Origin of the sequence: Lactobacillus sp. M0396, assembly GCF_016101625.1 — a bacterium.
In the GTDB taxonomy this organism is placed as follows: Bacteria; Bacillota; Bacilli; order Lactobacillales; family Lactobacillaceae; genus Lactobacillus; species Lactobacillus huangpiensis.
Genome location: NZ_JACFQE010000001.1, coordinates 347,919 through 370,413, shown reverse-complemented (window position 1 = coordinate 370,413; position 22,495 = coordinate 347,919). Strand labels below are relative to the sequence as shown.

Sequence of the window (22,495 nt, the reverse complement as noted above, 5' to 3'; positions counted from 1 at the left end):
AAGCAACTGTGTTTTTAACACAGTTGCTTTTTATGTTCAACTTTGAAAAGTACTGGCATAAATAAAATTTAATTTATTTAATACTGAATTTAATGGCAGTTTCAGAAAGATCAATTGTGTAATCTGTGGTTTCAAGAGGCCTTTTGGTCATTCCTTGGTCAGTAGAATAAATAATTAAACAAAGTTTGCTGTCTGCCGGCAATGTGTAATAAGTTGGCTGTAATTTAAACTGTAAGTCGTAAAACTCGCCGGCTTTAATACTACGTGGCTTTTTCATATCTGCGTAATTCTGCAGATTCATGTGAGCCTTGGTAATTAATTTAGCATGAGTTAACTTGTCAGGCATGAACTCTTGCAAAGAGTCAAGTTGAAAATGAAACCCCAGTTCTTGTCCGCCAGACATTAAAATTTTCGGGGTAGCAGTCAACCGTTTGCGATCAGCAATTTCTACCAGAGCAACAGAAATTTGTCCTTTGGTAAGACTCGTTGAAACTCTCATTCTTATTTCTGGTCGACCAACTATAGTTACGGGATGAATAAATTCATCTGTAGTAAAACGCAAACTGGCTTTTGACCATTTTTCTTCACCACAAATAAATTGGTTTTGCCAATCATTCTCAGAAATTTTTGCTTTTTTAAATTCAGTTCCGCCTACATCAGTAAAGGAAAGTTTTTGCTTGCTGCTAGTATCTTTGGTTAACTCATTATCTGAATTAGGGAAATAAACAGTTTCGCTTCCAATGTCATTACACCAATCCTTTTCTTTGTGCCACTTATCTGCTTTTAGATTATCTTGAATAAGTACAGTTGGCCACTGCTTGTATGCGTTATTTTCAATGCCCAAGAGTTCATGAACCAGCCATAAATTCATTAGATCAGTAAAATCAATTGAAACCAAATTATTCATATTATAATGAGGTCCCTGATGCAAGAAAAGGTGATGTGCAATAGGAAGGTTTTTGACCTTTTGCCAAATTTTATAGACGTTCTTAGGCTTGACATTCCAGTCATTTAGGCCGTGAACGCTAATCCAAGAGCACTTAATATTATCGGTATGATGTCGGTAGTTGCGCTTTTCCCAAAAATCTGAATATTGACCAGTCTTACGATCGGCCTTTTCTAATAAAATCCTCTGCATTTCGTCAAACTTTGGCTTAATTTTTAAATAATCTCCAGCATCCCACAAGTTCGATTGACAAGTTTCTGCAAGCATATCCAAATCTTCACCTTGGCAATCTTCTGGTGCAATCACTAATCCATGTTCACGGTAATAATCATACCAGGAAGAAATGGCAGCTTCAGAAATAACTGTTTTTAAGCCAAGTACACCTGTAGTAGCAATGGCTATTTGCAATGTGCCTAAATATGAACGACCAGTCATCCCAATATTTTTATTACACCAAGTTGCTTTAGTTTCGTGCTGCCTTGTTCTATCAGTATAAGCAATACGATCTCCGTGCAACCATTCAATTATTTCCTTGGCACTTTCAGTTTCTTCCGGAGCACCAGTAATTCTAAGACCATCACTGCCTCGTGTCCCGATAGTTCCAGCAAAAACACTGGCAAATCCACGAGCCAGCATATATTCGTTCAGACCGTAGGAAGATTTGCCGACAGCTTGTTCTACTGACTTAAAAGAGTTCCCATCATTTGTTGGTTGTTTTGCTTTAACAATTGCAGAAACCTGATATTGTGGGTTAGTCCACTCAGTGGCATCAGTCAAATTTTCATCTACGTTGTGGTTGCGCTTTTCGTTATCAATGATACCGCCAAAATAGGGACTAGCAGTGTAAAGAGCAGGAACCGGTAAAGTTTCACTTTCAATTGGACGAAAAATTGTTGTTTGTAAAAGATCACTCTTCCCATCAACGTCTGTATCCAAATCACTTTCAACATAAACGACTTCTCGGATCACTTTGCTGGTATCAAAAACAGGCATGCTTTTACCATTAAAAAAAAGAAACTCATTGGGCGCAAATTCCGTTTTTCTATTATAAAAATAGCCTTGACCAGCCATGACATCTATTAGCAGTTGTCCATTTTTGGCACGAGTATTAAGCAAACGATAAAAAGCTTGAATAAGAGATTTCTTGTCGTTAATTTTCTCAATGTAAGGTAATGCCTGCTTTTCCATAAAAGCCAAAGGGTCATTTGGTTGATAATCATAGCCAACATGGTAGCCAAGAAGTTGCAATGCAACATTATAAAATTGGCTAGAAGTAATTTCCTCGGGATTGGTATCTAAAAAAGCATTAAAAGGTTGGACATCTGAAACTGCAAACTCAGCTAATTTTGCTTTGCGGGCACTTTCGTCTCGTGGATCAATCACTGCCACTGCATTTGCGGTAAGTTCTTCTAAAAGATTTGAAAAAGAACGTTTTTCATAATCTATTGGTAAAAATTTAATTTGCAGTAATTCTTTAACTTCTTCTTTGTAATCAGTTTTCACATAAGCATATTGATTATACTTCATAAAATTCTCCTTTTTGTATTATTTTACCTGTAAACATTGATATTAGAAAGCTGATTAATAAAAAAGAAGGTACTGTTTTCAATACCTCCTTTTTAAATTTTATAGCCAAACTTTTTCGTAAATTTTTTCATTAAAACCACAGGTCAATTTTTTACCTTCAACAACAAGAGGCCTTTTTATTAGTTTTCCGTTCTTGGACATCATGTCAGCGGCATCCTCAATAGACATATCTGCAATTTGATCTTTAATGTGTAATTTACGATAATCTTGACCATGAGTGTTAAAAAAATATTTTAAGCCACGATCTTCGTGTTGAGTAAGCCAGTTAATTAAATCAGATTTCTTAGGCGGCTCATCGACTAAATCTTGAAAATCGAACTTAACATTGTGTTCCGTAAGCCATTTCTGAGCAGCTCTTGAAGTAGAGCAACGCTTGTAACCATAGAATTTTATCATTTTCATACTCTCCTTTACTTTAATTATAGCAATAAGGCAGATAAACAAGAAGAGTAGAGCATTTTAAACTAACTGAAATCTAGTTCAAAGTCTTTACTTGTAAAAAGATGAACTTTGTTATTGAAGAGGTAATTCATTGCTATACCTAATGCAATTGGTAATACAAAGAAAAGAACTGCAATTAGTAAAATATTAAAAAGATTCGCTGGGCGATTTGCCATGGCGGCAATAGGACCAATTAATCCCGAAAAGCCAAATCCTGCACTCATTGGTGTACCTTGAATTTGAAATACTGCACCTAGAGCGCCCATTATACCAGCGTTAATTAAAAGTGGAATTAGCAACTTGGGATTAGTCATTAGGTTTGCCATTTGCATTTTTGGAGAACCCAAGAAGTGGGCAATTGATGTACCAAAACTATTTGCTTTCCAACCAAAAACAGCTAAGGAGAAAGCAACGGCTGTGATACCTAAATTGGCAGAGCCCGAAGCTATGCCAGAGATACTTATCGCAGTAGCGATACCGACTGAAGAAATAGGAGAAACGATAAGTAATCCAAATACTATTCCCATCAACATTCCCATAATAATTGGTTGCAATGCCGTCAATTTTTCAACTCCGACACCAATCAAACTGGTTAATTTACCAACAGGTATGCGGGTAAGACAGCCAATTCCTCCGGCTATTAGCAGAACAAGCAGTGGAACTAAAAGAATTGTGTATGCTTTTAATTTCTTACCAAAAAACAAAACTAAGCCGTAAGCTATCATAATAGTTATAGCAGTGTTAATGACATCACCACTACCCATAACCGCAACCTTGCCTTTGTTCATCACAAAGTTGCCAGCTCCAGCTGTTGCCGCTAAAGCAATAGATGAAGTTTGGATTGGTGTTAATTTACCAGTCATACCTACACAGACAGCACTGATTGCTGGCAACAATGCCGAAGCAAAGGTGGTTAAAGCTAAAATAAAGCTTAATTGGGGCATGCTTGGCAGCAATGCTTTTACCAACTGGTTAATTAATGCTCCAGGAATTAAAGCTACTACTATACCTGTTGATAAGCCATTTAGTGTATCTAACGTAATCTTTTTTAAAGTATTCATTTTACTCTCCCAATAAAAAACTCACACAGATGACGACAACTGTGTGAGTCTTCAGAGAAGAAAGTACTTAAATCTTTAAAACACACAATTGTCATGAAGATTGAACTGTGTGTCTAAGACAATGACAAACTAGGCACTCAGATCAAATAGCTGAAGTACCAGAAATAATATTTAACTTGCGGTTGATTAATTTTTTTAATTGCCGTCATAATCTTTACCTCTCATAAATATTTAAGCAATATCATAACTTAATAGCATAAAAAAAGCAAGAGAATTTTTAAAGAAAAAATTCTTTGGTATATCAAGCTTTAAGAATCTAATAGTCTTTTTGTTGGGAAAGAAAAAGTTAGTTAATTATTAAAAAAATATTTTTTCTTTTTCAATTAGCAAAATAGCTTGCAAAAATTTGAATAACTTTTTTGAATAACTGGTTGGTAACGACTAAAATAATGACAAGTAAAAATAATAATTCAGTTTTGTAATAAAAAATATAGAAAGAAGTGTTTATTATCTCACTGTTTATTAATTGCATCAGTTTTTTAGGAGATTGGTTGTTGTTTGCCTTTCCTCTTTATCAAGGATTAATGGAGCTTTATGATTATGAATGGTTTTTGAAGGAATTTAACCAATCAAGTAAAGCACAACCAAAAATTTCTCCTTTGTACTGGATTATACCTATTGTAAAAATTTATCTTGAAAAACGGCGTGCAGTCAAGATTTTAGGTAGTATTATCAAAAATGAATCTGATTTGCGTACAGCTATGAGTTTTATTGATAAGGCTACTGCCTGGTATTTTGTCTCTCTTGGTGGTTGGTTGAAGATGGTATCTTCTCTATATGAATTTATCGGAGAACTTCATGAAGACAGCATTTTATTGCTGGTTATCGGAACAGTTGTTTTAACTTTTTTGGGAATTTTCTCAGGTTATTACCGGTTAAATCCTAAACGGCAAAGAGTGTTGATATCAAAAATCAAGAAAAATTAGTGGCAAGCCGGTTAAATAGTAGAAGAGATTCTGTTTTTGATTAAAATGGCTAATTATTTAAAAGAGTCTGGGAAAAAACTAGTTCTCAGACCACGAAAAAAGAACGATGATTTCATCGTTCTTTTTTATACTTTTAGCTTCTGCCTTGATGTTATTAAATCGCCACAAAATAAAAACAAAAAGAAGGTGTAAAAACGCACAACTGGGTAACACATAATTTGGGGAATATAGTCCACAGCGATCCTTACGACTATTTGTCAAGTTTTGCTGGCTACGGCAGCTTGGACAGCCGTCTCCTCTTATGCCTCTTCAATAAAAATATCTAACAGCTTGAATAGTACTTTTTTGCTTCTTTTGAAACTTATTACCACATTTGCAACTCTATATTTTCCAATAGTTGACATGTATCAATATGTTATTGATGAAATAAAAAAGAGCAAAAAATTGAAAAAGAAAAAATGAAATTTGATCATTATAATTATTTTTAATTTTTTAAATAAAAAAACTCCCAAATGGGAGCTATAAAGTAAAAGAAATTTGAAAGTAACTTCTAAATTAATATTAACTTTTTTTAGAAAAAATTGCAAAACATTATTTGCGTTGTACCCTAAAGAATGTATTACATAATATGTAAGGAGGTAAGAAGATGAAGAAAAAAAGAGAAAATAAAAAGCTACTATGAGCTCCACTTCAAAATAAATCTCGGGATAATAGCTTTTAAAATCATCTATAAAAGATGAAAAACAGGGAAAAGGCTTCTCTTCTTTGCTTTTTATAAAAACATTATATTATAGAAAAGTATTTGTAACAATGAATAAAATTTATAACATTGAAACTAAAAAAGGAAATTTGACAATTAAAACAAAGATTGACTTAAGACTCAAAACATTCTGTAAAACAATATTAGTTACAGTTATGGTAATTGTTTTAATTTTAGGAGTGATCAAATGGCTAAACTAACTGAGGCTCAAAAGCGAGCAAATAAAAAGTGGAATGATGCGCATAAAAAAAGAATGAATTATATTAGGAGAAGATCAGATTCTAAAAATTTCATTCTTAAATATGCAGATGAAAAAGATTTAGACAAAACATTAGAATACATCAAGATAAGAAGAGAAGAGCTAAAACAAAATAATTGATCACTTTTTTAACATTTGGAGATCTTAAAAATCCCATAATGTATATTTATAAAGGAAATAGAAAAATAGCTCTAGCTTAATTGCTAGGGCAATTTCTATGTTAACCAAAATGTTAGCTAACTTTAAACTTAACAATAATCAATAAAAATAAAATTGTTGATATAACAGGATTTATAATTAGTAAAAATCGATAAAAACCATTTAAAATGATCCGGGTGAGATTCGAACCCACGACCCACGGTTTAGAAGACCGTTGCTCTATCCAGCTGAGCTACCAGACCGACAGTTTTGCGTATTCCTACGCAAGAACATTAACTATTATAGAGAAAAGTTTTTGTAATTGCAACCGGAAATTTCTTTTTTATCCAACTTATTTTTAAAGTCAAATAGATAATAAAGAAAGGAGTACAAATTGATTTGTTAATTGTATCTCATAATCTGTATAATAAAGAAAAGCGAAGAACGAAAGATAGGAAATAGCATGAAACATAAAATTATAAAATTGATATCTCTACTGGGAGTTCTATTATTTTGTTTTGTTTCTGGACAAGAAGTAAAAGCCGATGTTGATTATGATATTGCTAAAAACATCACTACAGCTAAAGTTAACTCAGACGGCTCGTTGACGATGAAAAGGGCAATTACGTATAAATTCAACAGTTCTGCACATGGAGTTTTTTATCGCCAAAATCTACAATCGAATCAGAAAATCGCTGATGCGTCAGTAAAAGTGGCAGATGGCAACGACAAGGGTCACAAAACTGATGATTATGATCTTAAAAGAAATAAAAAGGGCTACCGTTTTAAAGTATTTCATAATATAAAGAATAATAGTCGCTTTACTGTTACTTATTTTTACCGTATCACTAATGCCATTACCAATTACCGTGATGTAGCCGAACTTAATTTTAAAATTATTGGCGACGGTTGGGACACCGACTTAGACTATGTTAAAGCAAGCGTGATTTTTCCAGGACCTGTTAAAGGTTTAAAAGCATGGGCACACGGACCACTCGATGGACATCTACAAGTTAATCCTCAAAAAGGGAAAATAATCATGACAGCTGAAAATCTTGCTGGCGATACCGGTATTGAAGTGCATACTATTTTTCCTCCTAAAATCACTGCCAATAATCAAAACGTCAAAAATAAGAATCACCGCCAAGCAGTGATAAAACAGGAGAAAAAATTAACACAGGATACTTTATTAAATCAACAAAAAAGGACAAAAAGAAGTCTCTGGCTAATTGCTTTGAGCTTAATTGCAGGACTTTTAGGTATCATAAAGGGTTTTAGGGCCAAAAAAATTGGTTTCATGCCCCGCAAGAGTCGTGAATTAGCTCATAACTATGAAATACCTGACGTGGATCCAATATTAGCTCAAATTTTGGATACTGCAAAGCAACCGGATAATCGGGCGTTTACTGCCTATTTGATGGAACTGGCAGCGCAGAAAAAAATTAAGATTGAAGATTATAAAGCCCATCTTAAAACTTATTATCGGATAACAGCGATAGACGAAAGTGTAGTTGAGGAGAACCGCTTAATGAAAACTCTCTTTAACAAGATTGGGGACGGAACTAGTTTTACAACTCAAGCCCTAAAGAAATATCATGGAAAAAAACTAGGCCGCGACTTTGATTTTTGGGCAGGAGATTATTTTGACAGCAAAGAAAAGCAAGTTTATTTGCCTGATTCATTAATAAATCGAAAAAATAAAAATATTGCTATCATAATTTTAATGATGGTCATCAGTTTTGCTGCTTCTGTAGTAGCACTAATGAGCTCACTTATGTTTATTTTAGTGATAGTTTTTGGCGAAGCTTCGATCCTAATTTTGAGTTTACTGGCGCTGATTTTCAGTATCAGGAAGACAGGTATTTATTCAGAAAAAGGAAAGATTGAAACCGAAAAGATACGTGGTTTCAAGAAAATGTTGAAAGATATCGGTAAGTTTAAGATGAAGGATGTTGGTGACATCATTTTATGGGAAGATATCATGCCTTATGCTGTTGCTTTTGGTCTAGCTAATAAAGTGATGAAACAGCTAAAAATTGAATTTAGTCAAGAAGAATTGGCAAAGAGTGATTACTTTTACTATGGTTTTGCCTCTAATACTGGCAAAGATAGCTTTTCTGCCAACTTTGATTCTTGCTTTAACGACAGTATATCTACTGGCTCAAGCAGCTTTTCCAGTGGTTCATCTGGTGGCTTCGGTGGAGGATCCGGTGGTGGAGCTTTCTAATTTCTGACTTTAAGCCTGGCATTAAGCTAGGCTTTTTTGCATTTGCTATACTTAAGTAAATTAAAAAGAGATAGGTAAAAAGATGTTCGATTATCGCAATAATTTAAAAAGAATTCTTAATCAGACTGCAGGAGATGAAAAGAGCCTTAAGAATGGATTGGCTGCAATAAAGCTAATCCTGGGCATGACTGACAATGCTAAACAAAGCAATTCAACTGGGAAAGATAAAAACACTGTAGAAATCGATTTACAGCAGCTTAATTTATTACTAACAAGTCTAACGCAGTTAATTACTAATCCCGCAAACATTTCTGCCAAAAATACAGCTCTCTCCGCTGCACAAAAATTAACGCTAGCTCAAGGCATCAATACAGAGTACCGTCAAAATTTAGTTGATTTAAAAGAAGCAATTAAATCTATTAAGGCTCCAAAAGATTTAATCGATAAAAAAGTTTTTGAACACGCACTTGAAACGCCAAAAGCTCCTAAGAGAGATTATCGTAAAGGAAAGCGGTATACAGTGGTTCGATTATTGTCAGGCTGTGATTTGATTAATGATAGTAATAGAACCGTTTATACGTTAAAAGAATCACAGATCCATTCCTTGAATTTGAAAAGCGGGGATATTGTTGAAGCTGTGCCAGAAGAAAAAAGTTCTCATTATGAAGCGACTATTTTAAGAATTGTTGGCTATCGTGATCTGCCCAGTATGGAAGTTGATTCTATTTCAACTTTTAAGTATGCAGTAGTTCAGGGGAGAACCGGACATCTGGCTATTTCACGTAATGCTCAAGGCAAGAAACTACGAGTTCATGGTAAAGCGGTTCTTTTACCAGTTGATTCAAGTAAATATTGGGACGAAAATATTAAGTTAGTTGATGGTTCAATAGTAGACTTAGCATGGTATGACGGAGATGTGCGTCTGAAAAAGAATCCGGCTGAGGCTATTCAAATTCGCTGGGTTTATCAAATTGAACAGTCAAGGCAAACTAGTGCAAATAAAAAGAAAAAGAGTGGCACTGAATCAAAGAAAGCTGATTTGCCTAAATTAGCAATGGATCTACATTATCAAAGAGTTGGAATTGCCATTGGTAATAATCAAAATGAGGCTATGCTTGAAGGAATAGTTAATCGTTATGACGGAATTCCAATTCCCATTGACGCTTTTCAGGGGAAGAAAAAAGTAATTGAAAACCAAATCAAAGATCTGGATATCGTGATTTTGGTGACAGCTTATGCTGCCCATGACAGTACTTGGAATATAAGCGAATTTGCCAGCAAATACCACATCAAATTTGCTGTTAGTTCAAGTAAAGGCTATCAAGCGTTCGAGCGAGCACTGTACCGAGCTGAAAAAGGATTACCAGCATATGAGGGCAATCAAGCAATCAGTTACGACATTGCCAAGGAGTAATATTTATAATTTCTTAATAATTTAAGATAACTTCATTTGAGTTATAGCTTATGCGTTTTTAAGAGTGTTCGAACATATCAAAAACCCATATTCCTTGCATAATTTAGCTGCTTTCCTGTAAAATGTAAAATAACAATTTTATGGAAGGAAGATGAGATGGACACACAAAAGCAAACTCATACATGGCAATACTGGCTCTTTTTCTTGGGTGGTCTGGAAATAATAACAATATCAATTAACTTCTTTTATGCTCCAATAAATGTTGCTGCTGGAGGCTCGACCGGGATCTCAATATTGATTGATGCTGTTTGGGGTATTAACCGCTCAATTTCAGTATTTGTGGTTAATGGCTTAATGCTAATTTTAGCTGCAGTCTTTTTAGGTAAACAAACTTTAAAAAAAGTTGCATTGGGCAGTCTTTTAGTACCTGTTTTAATGGCTATAACCCCGAGCTTTAAACTGACTTCAAATAATATGCTGGCGGTAATTTATGGCGGGGTTTTAATGGGCATTGGCGTTACAATGCTGTATCGGATTAATGCTTCATCTGGCGGAACCACAATTCCGCCACTAATTATTAAAAAATATTTTTTTGTTGACCCAGCTATATCACTCATGGTTATTGATATGTCGGTCATTGTACTGAATATTTTTGTTGATGGAACAGAAGCATTTTTACTGGCAGCTTTTTCTCAAGTCATTACTACAATTACCATGCGTTATACTGAAACTGGTTTTGATAAAAAATATCAAGTACGCATAATGAGTAACACCAAACTTGATAAAATTAGGCAAATGTTGCAACAGGATTATGACGGCCTGACTGTTTATAACGTTGTTGGCGGTTACAGTGACCAGGACAAGCAACAATTAGTCATAATTGTTGATACTAATGAATATGGTCAATTAGTTGCCAAAGCCCGAGAAATTGACAGTGAAGCATTTATTGTCACAGAAAATATTGCTAAAGTTCACGGTGGCAAATGGCAGATTTAATGTCAATTTGTCCAATAAAAAGGGCATTTTTTATTGCCAACTAGACTTAAGAGTAGTATTATGTAGTAGTTGTATTTGTGGATTCCTCTACATCTGCAACCGCACATTTCGGGGTAATAAGTCTTTCACGGAGCACCTCGATTGGCGAGTCTAAGTAAATTTTGGAGGGTAGTAAATGTACGCAATTATTAAAACCGGTGGCAAGCAATATAAAGTTGCTGAAGGCGATAGTGTTTTTGTTGAAAAGCTTGATGCTGAAGAAGGCAAAGAAGTTACTTTTGATGAAGTAGTTCTTACTTCCGATGGCAAAGATGTTAAAGTTGGTACACCGTTAGTTAAAGGTGCTAAAGTTGTTGCTAAAGTTGAAAAGCAAGGCAAGGAAAAGAAAGTAGTTACTTTCAAGTACAAGCCTAAGAAGCACTCACATTCAAAATATGGTCACCGTCAACCTTATACTAAGGTTACAGTTGAAAAAATTGAATTAAACTAGAGGTGAAGTAATGATGAATATTTTAAATCTTAAATTATTAGCCCACCACAAGGGTGGAGGTTCTACTGCCAATGGCCGTAATTCAGCTGGTCGTCGTTTAGGTGCTAAAGCTGCAGATGGCCAAACCATTCATGCTGGTTCAATTATTTATCGTCAACGTGGTACAAAGATTCACCCTGGTAAAAACGTTGGTCAAGGTGGAGACGATACTTTATTTGCCTTGGTAAATGGAGTAGTTAAATTTGAGCGGAAAGATAAATACAGAAAACAAGTTTCTGTTATTCCGGTTGAAGAAGAAGCTAAGTAATTTAGTTCTTAAACAAGAAGACGAAAAGCATATGCTTCTCGTCTTTTTTCTGTTTTAATTTAGTAAAAATAAGTTAGTATTGTATCTCTTTTTAGGGTTAAAATTAAGTTAAAGATTGATATACAGGAGATTATGGGTATGACTGAGAAGGAAGAACTATTAACGCTGCTTAACAGACGAATAAATAAGGTTACTGAACTAATTAAAAAACGTAATGCCGATGGACTGTTAATTTTTAACCAAGCAAATTATCCTTACTTGACTAATTTTACTGGTGAAGAAGCTCAATTGATTTTAACTTCAAAAGGAGATCGAATTTTACTTTCTGACTCACGGTTTGACGATCAGATTAAAGCCGAGGCCCCAGGCGAAATTAAGGTGGTAATGAAAAAAGAAGGTCAAGACCTTGAAATTTCTAAACAATTAAAAGAGGCAAATTTAAAAAAAGTTTTAATCGAAGGTGAATTCGTTTCTGCAGTTGAGTTTGCAAACTTGCAAAGATTAAACCCTGGTATCGATTTCGAAATATGCGAGGAATTAGTCGAACAAGTCCGTAATGTTAAAGACGCACTTGAATTAGAAACGTTGCGTAAAGCGATTAATATCTCAATGGATAGCTTTAATGAAATATTGCCTTTGATTAAGCCAGGTGCTGTTGAACGGAAAATCGGAGCAAAATTAGATTACTACTTTAAAATTAATGGTGGTGATGGTCCTAGCTTTGATACTATTATTGCCTCAGGGGTACGTTCTGCATGGGCTCATGGTGTTGCCAGCGATAAAATGATTGAAGATGGTGATATGGTTGTAATTGATTTTGGTGCGTTTTACCATGGTTATGCTGCTGATATTACCAGAACTGTTGCTGTTGGCAAAGTTGACCAGGAAATGCACAAAATTTATGAAATTGTGCATGAAGCACAAAGACGTGGTATTGAAGCTGCTATTGCAGGCAATCATGGCAGCGATGTTGATCGAGCAGCCAGAAGTTACATTACAGAACAAGGATATGGAGAGTATTTTGGTCATGGGATTGGTCATGGCATCGGATTAGAAATACATGAATTATGTCAACCTGCCTTACCTTTTGGCAAACAAGAACTTGTTAATAACATGGTTCATACAGTTGAGCCAGGAATTTATTTGCCAAATAAAGGCGGTGTCAGAATTGAAGATGACATTTTAATTCATAATCAAACCCCTGAGACACTTTCTACTTTACCTAAAGACAACTTAATTTCTTTGTAAAAGATAAATAATAATTATAGTAAAATCGCTTACTAATTGGTAAGATAATATTATGGAGATGAGGTACTCAATATGACAATGATTTCAGTAAATGAATTTAAAAATGGTTTGACTATCAAGTATAATAATGACTTATGGCGTATAGTTGAATTTCAACATGTTAAACCAGGTAAGGGTAGTGCATTTGTTCGCTCAAAGCTAAAGAGTTTGAACACAGGTGCTGTACAGGAATATACTTTCCGCTCTACTGCAAAAGTTGAAACTGCAGAAATAGAAACAAAATCTATGCAGTACCTATATAATGATGGCGCAAGTTACGTTTTTATGGACACTAACACTTATGATCAGTTGGCAATTCCTAATGAACAAGTAAAAGATGAAGCCAAGTTTTTAAAGGAAAATATGAATGTAAGTGTAATTATGCATGATGGCAAAACCTTAGGAATTCAATTACCGAATACTGTTGAATTGACGGTTGCCAAAACTGAGCCTAATATTAAAGGTGATACTTCATCAGGTGGTGGAAAGCCTGCAACTATGGAAACGGGCCTTGTAGTAAACGTACCTTTCTTTATTAATGAGGGAGACGTTTTAGTAATTAATACTGTCGATGGTACATACGTATCTCGCGCAAATAAATAAATTTTCGAGGTAAAAAAATGGCAGATAGTTCAAAAATTGTCTTAGATGATAAAAATAACGGCGAAGAAATTGAAATTGATCCTAGTGTTCTTGAAGTTATTATGGGCATCGCTGCCGAAAAAGTAGATGGAGTTGCCGAAATGCACGGTGACGTCAAGTCCGGAATTAACCGTGTTTTAGGAAGAGAAGATCGTGGCAGAGGCGTGTCTGTTAATATTGACGATGAGCATAACTTGATTGCAGATATTTATGTCAGTATTGAAGCCGGTAAAAATGTGCCTGAAATAGCAATTGATTTGCAAAAGTCTTTAAAGCAACAGGTTTTACAGATGACCGATTTAACTCTTAGTGAAATTAATGTGCACGTTACAGGACTTGAATTTCCAGACGATGATAATGAGGACGGCAGCGGAACCTCTAAGTTATTTTCCGACATAGATGAAAAGGGTAAAAATGAATCAACACGAGAGTCGTAGAGTTGCAATGCAAGCTGTTTATTTGTCTAATCAAGACTTAAAATATACGGCTAATGAAGTTGAAGCTAAAACTGTCGCAATGCTTGATTTAAAAGTGCTTTCTGCCTATTCAAAGGAATTAATTGAAGGTGTAATAAATAAACGAGACGAATTAAAGGGTGAACTCGCCAGCTATTTGAAAAAGAACTGGCGAATTAATCGTATTAATCAAATTTCGTTGGCCATTTTGGAAGTTGCTTTGTATGAAATTAAATACAGTAAAGAAATTGAGCCAAAAGCTGCGGTAAATGAAGCTTTGAACTTATGTGATGAGTTTGCTGATCCTAAAGATAAGCCATTTATTAATGGTATGTTGGCAAATTTTATCTAAAAATAACTTATAGTCGGCTTTACGCCGACTATTTTTTTAGAAAAGGGAATAAAAATGGGTCAACTTTTAGACGGTAAGCAGTTAGCTAATATTCGCGCTGACGTTCTTCAAAAACAAGTTTTAAAATTGAAGAAGGCAGGCATACAACCTCAATTTTGCGTAATTAATATTGGTAATGATCCAAGTAGCAAAATCTACTTAAAAACCAAAAAAAGAAGAGCAGATCAAATTGGTATTAAGCAAAAATTATTTCAATTACCGTCTACTGTGACACAAAAAAATTTGTTAGAGTTAATTGATCGCCTAAATAATGAAAAAGATGTCAATGGTATTGTGATTCAGTTGCCAGTACCGAAACAAATCATTTTAAATGAAGCTCTAGCTGCTATTGATCCTGATAAGGATGTTGATTGTCTTACTCCAGCAAATGTAGGTCGCTTGTGGCAAGGAGATCATTTTGTTGAACCCGCAACTGCACACGGTATTTTGGCTTTATTAGATCACTATCATATTAGCTTAAAAGGAAAAAATGCAGTGATTATAGGTAGAAGCAGCATTGTTGGAAAACCTTTAGCTGCATTATTGCTTGAGAGAGATGCGACTGTTTCAATATTGCATTTAAAAACAAAGAATTTGACCGAGTATACCAAAAAAGCAGATATCTTGGTTTCAGCAACAGGAGAACATAATTTAGTAACTGCTGATATGATTAAGAAAAATGCAGTTATTATAGATGTAGGGATAAGTCGATTTAATGGCAAAATAGTTGGAGACGTTGATTTTGAGCATGTCGCTCCAATTGCAAGTTTCATAACTCCAGTTCCAGGTGGAATTGGTCCTCTTACGGTTGAGTCTCTTATGGAGCAAGTTATTCAGTTGACAAGGAGAAATAATGGAAAGTAGTAAGTACCTAACAGTTTCGGATTTAAATTACTATATAACCCAAAAATTTAAAAACGATCCTTATTTACATAAAGTTTTTCTTCAAGGTGAATTGTCTAATTTTCGTTATCGGCGTAATTCACATCAGTATTTTTCGCTAAAAGATGAAAAATCGAAGATAAATGTTGTCATGTTTCGGTCATATTTTGATAAAGTGAAATTTAAGCCTGAAGAAGGCATGAAAGTGTATGTAACTGGCTACGTTAGCGTATATGGGCCACAAGGCTCTTACCAATTTTATGCCGAATCTATGGAGCCTGCAGGATTAGGGGCATTATATGAACAATTACAGCAACTGCAAAAAAAGCTGGCTAGTGAGGGGCTTTTTGATCAGAGATTTAAAAAACCACTTCCCCATTATCCAGATTACATTGCTGTTGTAACAAGTGCTTCTGGTGCAGTAATCCATGATATTTTAGTAACTGTTAATAGGAGATTTCCTCATGCAGAAGTGGATTTGTTTCCTGCTCAAGTTCAGGGAGACTCTGCTGCTGATTCATTAATAGCGTCAATGAAGCAAATAGCTCAGTTTAAAGACAAATATGACGTTATGATCATTGGTAGAGGTGGTGGGTCGCTTGAAGATTTATGGCCTTTTAATGAGGAAAGCGTAGTACGACAAGTATTTGATATGAAAATGCCGGTTATTTCCTCTGTCGGCCATGAAACTGACACTACTCTCTGTGATTTAGTTGCTGATGTAAGAGCAGCAACTCCAACTGCTGCAGCCGAATACGCCACTCCTAATTTACCCGATGAATTGATAAATATTCGTCAAATGCAAAACAGCCTTGTTTCAAGTATACAAAACATTATTAGAGTACGTCGTGATGCTTTAAATCGTGTCAATAATTCTGTTATCATGAGAGAACCCGCAAGACTATATGATGAGCAGGCACAAACTTTAGATCTTTTACGAGACAGACTTCATAATAATATGGTGCATCAGCTAGAACGCAAAAGGCAAAATTATCAGTTGGCAAAACAAAGCCTTGTTGCAGTCAGTCCTAATAAAAAAATTTTGTCATTTTTGCAGCAAACTGATTTTTATTATCAAAGATTAGTTGCTAATACAAAGCATTTTATACAAGCAAAACGTAATGTTTTGAGTCAAACAGGACAACAGCTTAATGATTACAGTCCTCTTAAAACTTTAGATAGAGGGTATGCATATGTTAAAGACGAGAATAATAAAACTGTCAGTTCTGTAAGTCAAATTAAAGTAAAAGATGAAATTAGTATCCATTTTAAAGATGGTCTGACAAAAGCAATTATCACTTCAATAAGGAGAGAAAAAAATGGTAACCAAGAAAAATAATTTTGAAGAGGAATTGACTGAATTACAAACAATTGTGAATAACTTGGAAAATGGAGATATTCCTCTAGAAGACGCTCTTGAACAATTTCAAGCTGGAGTAAAATTAAGTCGCAATTTAAATAAAAAATTAACTGAAGCCGAAGAAACAGTAGCTAAGTTAATTGATAGTGATGGAACAGAACATAAGCTTGATCCTAATGATGCTGCTGCCCCAGAAAAGTAGAGAAGATTTGAAATGAATTTTAAAGAATTTAAAGAAAAATGGACTCCGATAGTAGATGATTACTTAAAAGGGCATTTAACAAGCGAAGTTTCTGACAAGAAAATAAGTCAGATTATGTCTTATTCAGTAATGGCTGGAGGCAAAAGGTTACGTCCCTTACTTTTTTTGGCAACGCTTGACGCACTAAAAGTAAAAATAAATGAGGAAGAAGTCAGGATTGCAAGTGGAATTGAGCTGATTCACACTTATTCGTTAATTCATGATGACTTGCCGGCCATGGATAATGACGATTATCGGAGAGGGAGATTAACAAGTCACAAAAAATGGGGTGAAGCTGAAGCTATCCTTGCTGGAGATGCTTTATTACCAATGGGTATTGAATGGATTTCTGATGGCAGTAATTCAGTCAAATTAGTTAAAATAATTACCCAAGCTGTTGGTCCTAACGGCATGGTTGGTGGACAATATTTAGATATTGATTCTACTAATAATGATAGCGTAGCAAACAATTCCGCATTTATTAATAAAATGGAATGGTTAAAAACAGGTTGCTTAATTAAAGCTTGTGTCGCAATGGCAGTTGAATATGGTAATGCTGATTCTTCTCAAAAAAAGACACTAATTCAGTTTGCTGAAGATTTTGGAAGATCATATCAAATTTATGATGATTTAGTAGATGTGGTTGAAACTTCTGCAGAGGCGGGTAAAAAAACCCATAAAGATTTGGAAAGCGGCAAAAATAATACTTTGACTTTGCTTGGTATTTCAAGAAGTCGTAAAGAGCTGACTGACTTAATGGTTGATGCTCAAAAGTGCTTAAAATCTGTTGATGCGAATGTTTTAGCTGGATTTCTTGATTTATATAAAAAGGTATTGTAAATGGTCAAAGAAAGAGCGGATGTATTATTAGTCAGACGAGGCATGTTTCATTCTCGAACTCAGGCTCAAAGGGCGATCATGGCAGGTTTAGTATCAGATCATAATCATCAGAGAATTGATAAAAGTGGTACTAACTTACCGGTTGATGAAAAGTTTTTTGTAAAAAAATCAGATAAGAAGTATGTATCAAGGGGTGGTTTTAAACTGGCAAAGGCCTTAAAATCTTTTCAAATTGATTTGACCAGTAAAATTTGTCTTGATATAGGTGCTTCTACTGGAGGCTTTACTGATGTTGCTTTACAAAACAAGGCTAAGATGGTGTATGCTCTTGATGTAGGCTACAATCAACTTGCCTGGCAATTGCGTGATGATCCTCGCGTTGTAGTAATGGAAAAACAAAATTTTCGTTATAGCAAACCTGAAGATTTTACTCATGGTCAACCTGATTTTGCAATGACTGATGTTTCCTTTATTTCTTTAGATTTAATTATGCCGCCAATGTTTCAGATTCTAAAAGATAAATGTGAAGCTGTTTGTCTGATAAAGCCTCAATTTGAAGCTGGTCCGGAACATGTCGGTAAACATGGTATAGTACATGATCATGATGTTCATTGTGCCGTTATCAGACATACCATTGATCAGGCAAGGGCTGATGGCTTTAACGTTCTAAACCTTGATTATTCACCAATAAAAGGTGGTAAAGGCAATATTGAGTTTTTGATACATTTACAGAAGGACGAAAAAGATGGTGGTAAATTAATATGGTCTGGGAACCCAGAAGATTTAGTTGCTCAGGCTATTGCCAATCTTTAGGAGAAAGAAATGTTAGTTGAACTGGATATTAAAAATTTTGCAATTATTAAAGCATTGAAGGTTCGCTTTCAAGAAAATATGACTGTGCTAATAGGTGAAACTGGTGCGGGTAAATCAATTATTATCGATGCAGTTTCATTATTAATGGGAAGTCGCAGTCAAAAAGAAATGATCCGTAGCGGTGAGAAAAAGGCTGTCATTACAGGCTTATTTGATATTGATCATGAATCTAAAAAAATTGATGCAATTTGCGAAAAGTACGGTATACCTGATGCAGATAAGCAATTAATTATCAGCCGGGAAATAGCTGCTAAGGGAAGAAATATTGTTCGAATAAATGGACAATTAACTACAATTAATGTATTGAAAGAATTAGGTGATTTTCTGGTTGATATTCATGGTCAAAATGATCAACAAATATTGATGGATCAAGATCGACAAATCGATCTGGTCGATAATTATGCTCCTATAGAATTTAAAGAGGAACTTAATCTTTATCAGGATAATTTTAAAAAATGGCAAAAATTAACTTCTCAAATTAATCATTTGCATAAAGATGCCCAGGAATTAGCTCAAAAGCAAGATATATTATCTTTTCAGAATGATGAATTGTCTAAAGCAGATCTGCAAGATCCTCATGAAGATGATCAGCTAGAAGAAGAATATAACGAACTAAATAATTATCAAAAAATTGTCGATACAGCCAACTATTTAATGCAATTATATGACGATGAAGACCATGGCATTGAAACTTTATTGGGTAATGCCCAAAGTGCAGCAAATGAGTTAACAGAATATGGTGCTAAATTCAAAGATATTGCTAAAACTATAGATGATGGAGTTTTTGCATTAAGTGACGCCCGAAGCGAATTATCAAATGTACTCGATGAAATGGACTTCGATGAGGAAAGATTTCAGTACGTTTCAAACAGGTTAGATTTACTTAATTCATTAAAGAAAAAATACGGTCCTTCTTTAGAAGATGTTTTCACATTTTATGCCAAAATTCAAAAAGAATTGAGTCAGTATGAGACAGGTGGACTTGATGAAGAAAAATTGCAAAAGCAGCTTAAAGTTCTGGAAGATAAACTGAAGACTGAAGCACAAAATCTCCATGAGACAAGAAAAAAAGTAGCTGCAACACTTGAAAGTAAAATCAAGCAGGAACTATCAGATTTATACATGGCAAAAGCCCGTTTTAGTATTGATTTTTCGACTACGAAAACTTTTAGTAATAAAGGGACTGATAATATTGTCTTCTTAATAGCACCAAATCCCGGCGAAGAACTAATGCCTCTGGTCAAGATCGTATCTGGCGGTGAACAGTCAAGGCTGATACTGGCATTGAAAGCAATCTTTAGCAAAGTTGAACCTGTGGGAACAATGATTTTTGATGAAATTGATACTGGTGTTTCTGGTCGCGTTTCTGCAGCAATAGGTCAAAAATTACATTCAATTGGTGAAAATAAACAAGTAATTGCTATAACACACTCACCACAGGTTGCTGCAGCCAGTGATCAAAAATACCTAGTTGCCAAAAAAGTTGAAGATGGTGCTACATACACACAAATAGGTCCCTTAACTCAAGAAGAAACTGTAACTGCAATTGCCGAAATGATGGCAGGTAGTGATGTAACACAAGCAGCTAAACAAAATGCCAAGGACCTAATGAAAAGTTTTAAAAGGAAGAAGAAATGATAATCGTTGAAAAAGTAAACTTAAATGAAAGAGAACAAAGGCAGGCGAATGAATTAACAGAAAGAGTCCAAAAAGCTGATAAAACATATTCAGATTTTTATTTGAGCAATCAATTTAATTATTTTCAAGATATGCCAACTTTTATTTTGGCTTATGATGGAAATAAGTTAGTTGGATTAACTATGCTATATGCAGATGAGGGACCTGAAGAAGAGGTGGAAGTCAACTTGGAAGTTGATCCTGAATTTCGCAGACAAGGGATTGCTACAAGAATGTTTGAGCATGCGAAAACAATTATGGTGCAGTATGGTTATTACAAATGGGAGTTTGTATCAGAAAAAGTCTTTTTAGAAAAAAATCCAGGCTTTTTGAAAAAAGTGGGTTTAAAGATTGTTTCAGAAGATTCTGATTATTACATGCGAACTGCAGAACCAGCACTAATTGAAAAGACTGACAAATTAAACCAAGTTTTAGCAGTTAAGCCTCTAACAATGAACTATGTTGATCAAGTTGCTGCAGCACACAGTAATGCTTTTGGCGATGCTATTGCCACATCTACTAAATACATTAAAAATTCTCTGTTGGATAAAGATACCAAAAGCTTTATCTTATTGAAAGGTAATGAAGTTCTCGGCTATTGTGCTGTGGATCATGGTGAAAATGAGGATTATTTCTTCGGATTGTTTATCGACAAGCCATTTCGCGGAAAAGGCTTTGGTACTTTTTTCATCAAAAAGATGATGGAAATTTTGCAAAAAGAAGGTAGCAAAGTTTTTGCCCTGAATGCTGATGTATCAAATAGAGCAGCTATCAATGTTTATTTGGATGCTGGATTTAAGATCCTGAGTGAAACTGTTTATTTAAAAAACCAAGAATCAATTTGATTCTTGGTTATGATTTTTATGAGACTAATTAGGCAAAATCGACTCTAAAAATAGTATCAATATCAACTATTTTAATTAGTTTTTTATTTTCTAAACGCAAAATAAAACGACCTGCAGAAATACGTTTTATGATTTGTCCGATTTCACTCGTTCCATCCTGATAACTTACCAATATATAGGAGCGGTGAAGTAGGGCACTATTAAGATCAGTTAATATTTCATAGTAATATTGGCTGTAAATACTTAATTTATCTTCATCATAATCGAAGAAATAGTGATAAATTTTCTTAAGCGAGTTTTTCATCAAACCACCCCTTTTGAGTTGACCGAACATTTGTTTGACAAATAATATTATAAGAACATTTGTTCCAAAAAACAAGTATTTAATCAAAATTTTTTTAGGAGAATTTTGATTTATTAAAATGTCATAACTTGAAAATATTTTCATTTTAGTGCAAACTAAATACAATAGCTTTTATTAAGGGAGTATGGCATGACAGAAAAAGGTTTGTTACTTGTCCTTTCTGGTCCCTCGGGAGTTGGTAAGGGAACCGTTAAAAGTGCAATAGTGAAAAATAAAGTATTTCCGTTTGAATATTCAGTGTCAATGACTACAAGAAAGCCCAGGCCAGGCGAAGTAAACGGTAAGGATTATTATTTTGTTACTCAAGAGCGATTTAAGCAGGCGATCAAACAAAATGAGCTTTTGGAGTATAATCAATATGTAAATAATTTTTATGGCACTCCTATGACCCCTGTTGAAAAGATGCTGGACGCAGGTAAAGACGTCTTGCTGGAAATTGATGTCAATGGTGCTAAGAAAGTTAGAAAACAAATGCCTGATGGCGTCTTTATATTTTTAACGCCACCTGATTTACATACTTTGCATACCAGGTTGGAAAATCGGGGTACTGAATCCGAGGACGTAATTATGGGTCGAATAAACCAGGCTCGTCAAGAAATTCTGGTCATGCAGGATTATGATTATGCGGTGGTTAATGATACTGTGGCAAATGCAGTTGATCATATAAAAGCGATTGTTGAAGCTGAACATGTGAGTGTTAAACGTGTCATTAATACTTATCGCAAAATGGTTAAGGAGGATTAAATTGAGAGTTACATATCCATCTATTGATAAATTGTTGGCTCAGGTTGATTCTAGATATTCTTTGTCGGTTCTTGCAGCGAAAAGAGCACATGAACTTGAAGACGGTGAACCTGAAGCTTTAAAAAGTTATAAATCACAAAAACCAGTGGGCAAAGCTTTAGAAGAAATTGAAGCTGGCAAAGTTACCGTTGATCCCAAGCATCGTGAGGTTAATCAGTAATTAATAAAGTTTTATGGCCTCCATCCTTAGACAGATGGAGGTCTTTTTTTAAAGGTGATTAA

Annotated in this window: 24 protein-coding genes, 1 tRNA gene and 1 other annotated feature; of the genes, 20 read left to right on the top strand and 5 right to left on the bottom strand. The window is 34.7% G+C overall.

Annotation, left to right across the window (positions count from 1 at the left end; genetic code table 11):
• Positions 1-73 precede the first annotated feature (73 nt).
• The 3 genes from H3T43_RS01745 to H3T43_RS01735 all read right to left on the bottom strand — a co-directional run bounded on the left by H3T43_RS01745 (position 74) and on the right by H3T43_RS01735 (position 4,035).
• Complete coding sequence (locus tag H3T43_RS01745) at positions 74-2,473, bottom strand: Xaa-Pro dipeptidyl-peptidase (RefSeq protein WP_198212093.1); 2,400 nt, start codon at positions 2,471-2,473, stop codon at positions 74-76.
• Between the two features lie 99 nt (positions 2,474-2,572).
• Positions 2,573-2,929 (bottom strand): arsenate reductase family protein, encoded by a 357-nt coding sequence (locus tag H3T43_RS01740; protein WP_198212091.1) that lies wholly within the window; start codon positions 2,927-2,929, stop codon positions 2,573-2,575.
• 68 nt (positions 2,930-2,997) lie between these two features.
• Entirely contained in the window at positions 2,998-4,035 is a 1,038-nt protein-coding gene (locus H3T43_RS01735; RefSeq protein WP_198212089.1) for a PTS transporter subunit IIC, read from the bottom strand.
• Between the two features lie 554 nt (positions 4,036-4,589).
• Here H3T43_RS01735 and H3T43_RS01730 point away from each other — a divergent pair.
• Entirely contained in the window at positions 4,590-5,021 is a 432-nt protein-coding gene (locus H3T43_RS01730; RefSeq protein ID WP_052060376.1) for a hypothetical protein, read from the top strand.
• Between the two features lie 947 nt (positions 5,022-5,968).
• Complete coding sequence (locus H3T43_RS01725) at positions 5,969-6,160, top strand: hypothetical protein (protein WP_198212087.1); 192 nt, start codon at positions 5,969-5,971, stop codon at positions 6,158-6,160.
• 207 nt (positions 6,161-6,367) lie between these two features.
• On the opposite strand, the gene H3T43_RS01720 is transcribed toward H3T43_RS01725, so the two are convergent.
• A tRNA-Arg gene (locus H3T43_RS01720) sits at positions 6,368-6,441 on the bottom strand.
• Between the two features lie 200 nt (positions 6,442-6,641).
• Here H3T43_RS01720 and H3T43_RS01715 point away from each other — a divergent pair.
• The 16 genes from H3T43_RS01715 (at position 6,642) to H3T43_RS01640 (ending at position 21,105) form a co-directional block, all read left to right on the top strand.
• Complete coding sequence (locus H3T43_RS01715) at positions 6,642-8,405, top strand: DUF2207 domain-containing protein (RefSeq protein WP_198212085.1); 1,764 nt, start codon at positions 6,642-6,644, stop codon at positions 8,403-8,405.
• A gap of 82 nt (positions 8,406-8,487) precedes the next feature.
• Positions 8,488-9,819, top strand: coding sequence for a DUF2325 domain-containing protein (locus H3T43_RS01710; protein ID WP_198212083.1), 1,332 nt, complete (start codon positions 8,488-8,490; stop codon positions 9,817-9,819).
• A 156-nt stretch (positions 9,820-9,975) separates the two neighbouring features.
• The gene (locus H3T43_RS01705) at positions 9,976-10,815 is read left to right on the top strand and encodes a YitT family protein (RefSeq protein ID WP_198212081.1); all 840 of its coding nucleotides are present in this window, start codon (positions 9,976-9,978) and stop codon (positions 10,813-10,815) included.
• An 87-nt stretch (positions 10,816-10,902) separates the two neighbouring features.
• Positions 10,903-10,977: a sequence feature (ribosomal protein L21 leader region), on the top strand.
• Between the two features lie 13 nt (positions 10,978-10,990).
• Positions 10,991-11,305: a 50S ribosomal protein L21 gene (gene rplU / locus H3T43_RS01700; RefSeq protein ID WP_034981345.1), complete on the top strand. Its 315-nt coding sequence runs from the start codon at positions 10,991-10,993 to the stop codon at positions 11,303-11,305.
• A gap of 13 nt (positions 11,306-11,318) precedes the next feature.
• Positions 11,319-11,612 (top strand): 50S ribosomal protein L27, encoded by a 294-nt coding sequence (rpmA, locus tag H3T43_RS01695; protein WP_034981396.1) that lies wholly within the window; start codon positions 11,319-11,321, stop codon positions 11,610-11,612.
• A gap of 138 nt (positions 11,613-11,750) precedes the next feature.
• Positions 11,751-12,860, top strand: coding sequence for an aminopeptidase P family protein (locus tag H3T43_RS01690; protein ID WP_198212079.1), 1,110 nt, complete (start codon positions 11,751-11,753; stop codon positions 12,858-12,860).
• Positions 12,861-12,932: 72 nt separating this feature from the next.
• Positions 12,933-13,502, top strand: coding sequence for an elongation factor P (gene efp, locus H3T43_RS01685; protein ID WP_045928273.1), 570 nt, complete (start codon positions 12,933-12,935; stop codon positions 13,500-13,502).
• Positions 13,503-13,519: 17 nt separating this feature from the next.
• A complete protein-coding gene (locus tag H3T43_RS01680; protein ID WP_198212077.1) occupies positions 13,520-13,978 on the top strand; it encodes an Asp23/Gls24 family envelope stress response protein in 459 nt (152 codons plus the stop codon).
• Positions 13,956-14,348, top strand: a complete 393-nt coding sequence (nusB, locus tag H3T43_RS01675; protein ID WP_198212075.1) for a transcription antitermination factor NusB — start codon at positions 13,956-13,958, stop codon at positions 14,346-14,348. The genes H3T43_RS01680 and nusB overlap by 23 nt, the downstream gene beginning before the upstream one ends.
• A gap of 54 nt (positions 14,349-14,402) precedes the next feature.
• Positions 14,403-15,251: a tetrahydrofolate dehydrogenase/cyclohydrolase catalytic domain-containing protein gene (locus tag H3T43_RS01670; protein ID WP_198212073.1), complete on the top strand. Its 849-nt coding sequence runs from the start codon at positions 14,403-14,405 to the stop codon at positions 15,249-15,251.
• A complete protein-coding gene (gene xseA, locus H3T43_RS01665; RefSeq protein WP_198212070.1) occupies positions 15,241-16,608 on the top strand; it encodes an exodeoxyribonuclease VII large subunit in 1,368 nt (455 codons plus the stop codon). Before H3T43_RS01670 ends, xseA begins: the two co-directional genes overlap by 11 nt.
• Positions 16,589-16,831 carry an exodeoxyribonuclease VII small subunit gene (locus H3T43_RS01660; RefSeq protein WP_109586443.1) on the top strand — a complete coding sequence of 81 codons (243 nt, stop codon included), beginning with the start codon at positions 16,589-16,591 and terminating at the stop codon, positions 16,829-16,831. Before xseA ends, H3T43_RS01660 begins: the two co-directional genes overlap by 20 nt.
• A gap of 12 nt (positions 16,832-16,843) precedes the next feature.
• A complete protein-coding gene (locus H3T43_RS01655) occupies positions 16,844-17,710 on the top strand; it encodes a polyprenyl synthetase family protein (protein WP_198212068.1) in 867 nt (288 codons plus the stop codon).
• Positions 17,711-18,523, top strand: coding sequence for a TlyA family RNA methyltransferase (locus tag H3T43_RS01650; protein ID WP_198212066.1), 813 nt, complete (start codon positions 17,711-17,713; stop codon positions 18,521-18,523). It begins immediately after the preceding gene.
• 9 nt (positions 18,524-18,532) lie between these two features.
• Positions 18,533-20,221, top strand: coding sequence for a DNA repair protein RecN (recN, locus tag H3T43_RS01645; protein ID WP_198212064.1), 1,689 nt, complete (start codon positions 18,533-18,535; stop codon positions 20,219-20,221).
• Positions 20,218-21,105 (top strand): GNAT family N-acetyltransferase, encoded by an 888-nt coding sequence (locus tag H3T43_RS01640; protein ID WP_198212062.1) that lies wholly within the window; start codon positions 20,218-20,220, stop codon positions 21,103-21,105. Before recN ends, H3T43_RS01640 begins: the two co-directional genes overlap by 4 nt.
• Positions 21,106-21,133: 28 nt before the next feature.
• On the opposite strand, the gene H3T43_RS01635 is transcribed toward H3T43_RS01640, so the two are convergent.
• A complete protein-coding gene (locus H3T43_RS01635; RefSeq protein WP_045928263.1) occupies positions 21,134-21,409 on the bottom strand; it encodes a hypothetical protein in 276 nt (91 codons plus the stop codon).
• 189 nt (positions 21,410-21,598) lie between these two features.
• Here H3T43_RS01635 and gmk point away from each other — a divergent pair, with 189 nt between their 5' ends.
• On the top strand, positions 21,599-22,213 hold the full coding sequence (gene gmk / locus H3T43_RS01630; RefSeq protein WP_198212061.1) for a guanylate kinase: 615 nt from the start codon (positions 21,599-21,601) through the stop codon (positions 22,211-22,213).
• A gap of 1 nt (position 22,214) precedes the next feature.
• Positions 22,215-22,433: a DNA-directed RNA polymerase subunit omega gene (gene rpoZ, locus H3T43_RS01625; RefSeq protein WP_034981312.1), complete on the top strand. Its 219-nt coding sequence runs from the start codon at positions 22,215-22,217 to the stop codon at positions 22,431-22,433.
• Positions 22,434-22,495 lie beyond the last annotated feature (62 nt).

Bases quoted from the DNA above. Each gene is read 5' to 3' on its own strand.
- efp (WP_045928273.1), top strand. From the start codon at position 12,933: ATGACAATGATTTCAGTAAATGAATTTAAAAATGGTTTGACTATCAAG.
- H3T43_RS01640 (WP_198212062.1), top strand. From the start codon at position 20,218: ATGATAATCGTTGAAAAAGTAAACTTAAATGAAAGAGAACAAAGGCAG.
- nusB (WP_198212075.1), top strand. From the start codon at position 13,956: ATGAATCAACACGAGAGTCGTAGAGTTGCAATGCAAGCTGTTTATTTG.
- H3T43_RS01745 (WP_198212093.1), bottom strand. From the start codon at position 2,473: ATGAAGTATAATCAATATGCTTATGTGAAAACTGATTACAAAGAAGAA.
- H3T43_RS01710 (WP_198212083.1), top strand. From the start codon at position 8,488: ATGTTCGATTATCGCAATAATTTAAAAAGAATTCTTAATCAGACTGCA.
- H3T43_RS01725 (WP_198212087.1), top strand. From the start codon at position 5,969: ATGGCTAAACTAACTGAGGCTCAAAAGCGAGCAAATAAAAAGTGGAAT.
- gmk (WP_198212061.1), top strand. From the start codon at position 21,599: ATGACAGAAAAAGGTTTGTTACTTGTCCTTTCTGGTCCCTCGGGAGTT.
- H3T43_RS01715 (WP_198212085.1), top strand. From the start codon at position 6,642: ATGAAACATAAAATTATAAAATTGATATCTCTACTGGGAGTTCTATTA.
- xseA (WP_198212070.1), top strand. From the start codon at position 15,241: ATGGAAAGTAGTAAGTACCTAACAGTTTCGGATTTAAATTACTATATA.
- H3T43_RS01670 (WP_198212073.1), top strand. From the start codon at position 14,403: ATGGGTCAACTTTTAGACGGTAAGCAGTTAGCTAATATTCGCGCTGAC.
- H3T43_RS01740 (WP_198212091.1), bottom strand. From the start codon at position 2,929: ATGATAAAATTCTATGGTTACAAGCGTTGCTCTACTTCAAGAGCTGCT.
- H3T43_RS01635 (WP_045928263.1), bottom strand. From the start codon at position 21,409: ATGAAAAACTCGCTTAAGAAAATTTATCACTATTTCTTCGATTATGAT.
- recN (WP_198212064.1), top strand. From the start codon at position 18,533: ATGTTAGTTGAACTGGATATTAAAAATTTTGCAATTATTAAAGCATTG.
- H3T43_RS01650 (WP_198212066.1), top strand. From the start codon at position 17,711: ATGGTCAAAGAAAGAGCGGATGTATTATTAGTCAGACGAGGCATGTTT.
- H3T43_RS01690 (WP_198212079.1), top strand. From the start codon at position 11,751: ATGACTGAGAAGGAAGAACTATTAACGCTGCTTAACAGACGAATAAAT.
- H3T43_RS01655 (WP_198212068.1), top strand. From the start codon at position 16,844: ATGAATTTTAAAGAATTTAAAGAAAAATGGACTCCGATAGTAGATGAT.
- rpmA (WP_034981396.1), top strand. From the start codon at position 11,319: ATGAATATTTTAAATCTTAAATTATTAGCCCACCACAAGGGTGGAGGT.
- H3T43_RS01680 (WP_198212077.1), top strand. From the start codon at position 13,520: ATGGCAGATAGTTCAAAAATTGTCTTAGATGATAAAAATAACGGCGAA.
- H3T43_RS01705 (WP_198212081.1), top strand. From the start codon at position 9,976: ATGGACACACAAAAGCAAACTCATACATGGCAATACTGGCTCTTTTTC.
- H3T43_RS01735 (WP_198212089.1), bottom strand. From the start codon at position 4,035: ATGAATACTTTAAAAAAGATTACGTTAGATACACTAAATGGCTTATCA.
- H3T43_RS01660 (WP_109586443.1), top strand. From the start codon at position 16,589: ATGGTAACCAAGAAAAATAATTTTGAAGAGGAATTGACTGAATTACAA.
- rplU (WP_034981345.1), top strand. From the start codon at position 10,991: ATGTACGCAATTATTAAAACCGGTGGCAAGCAATATAAAGTTGCTGAA.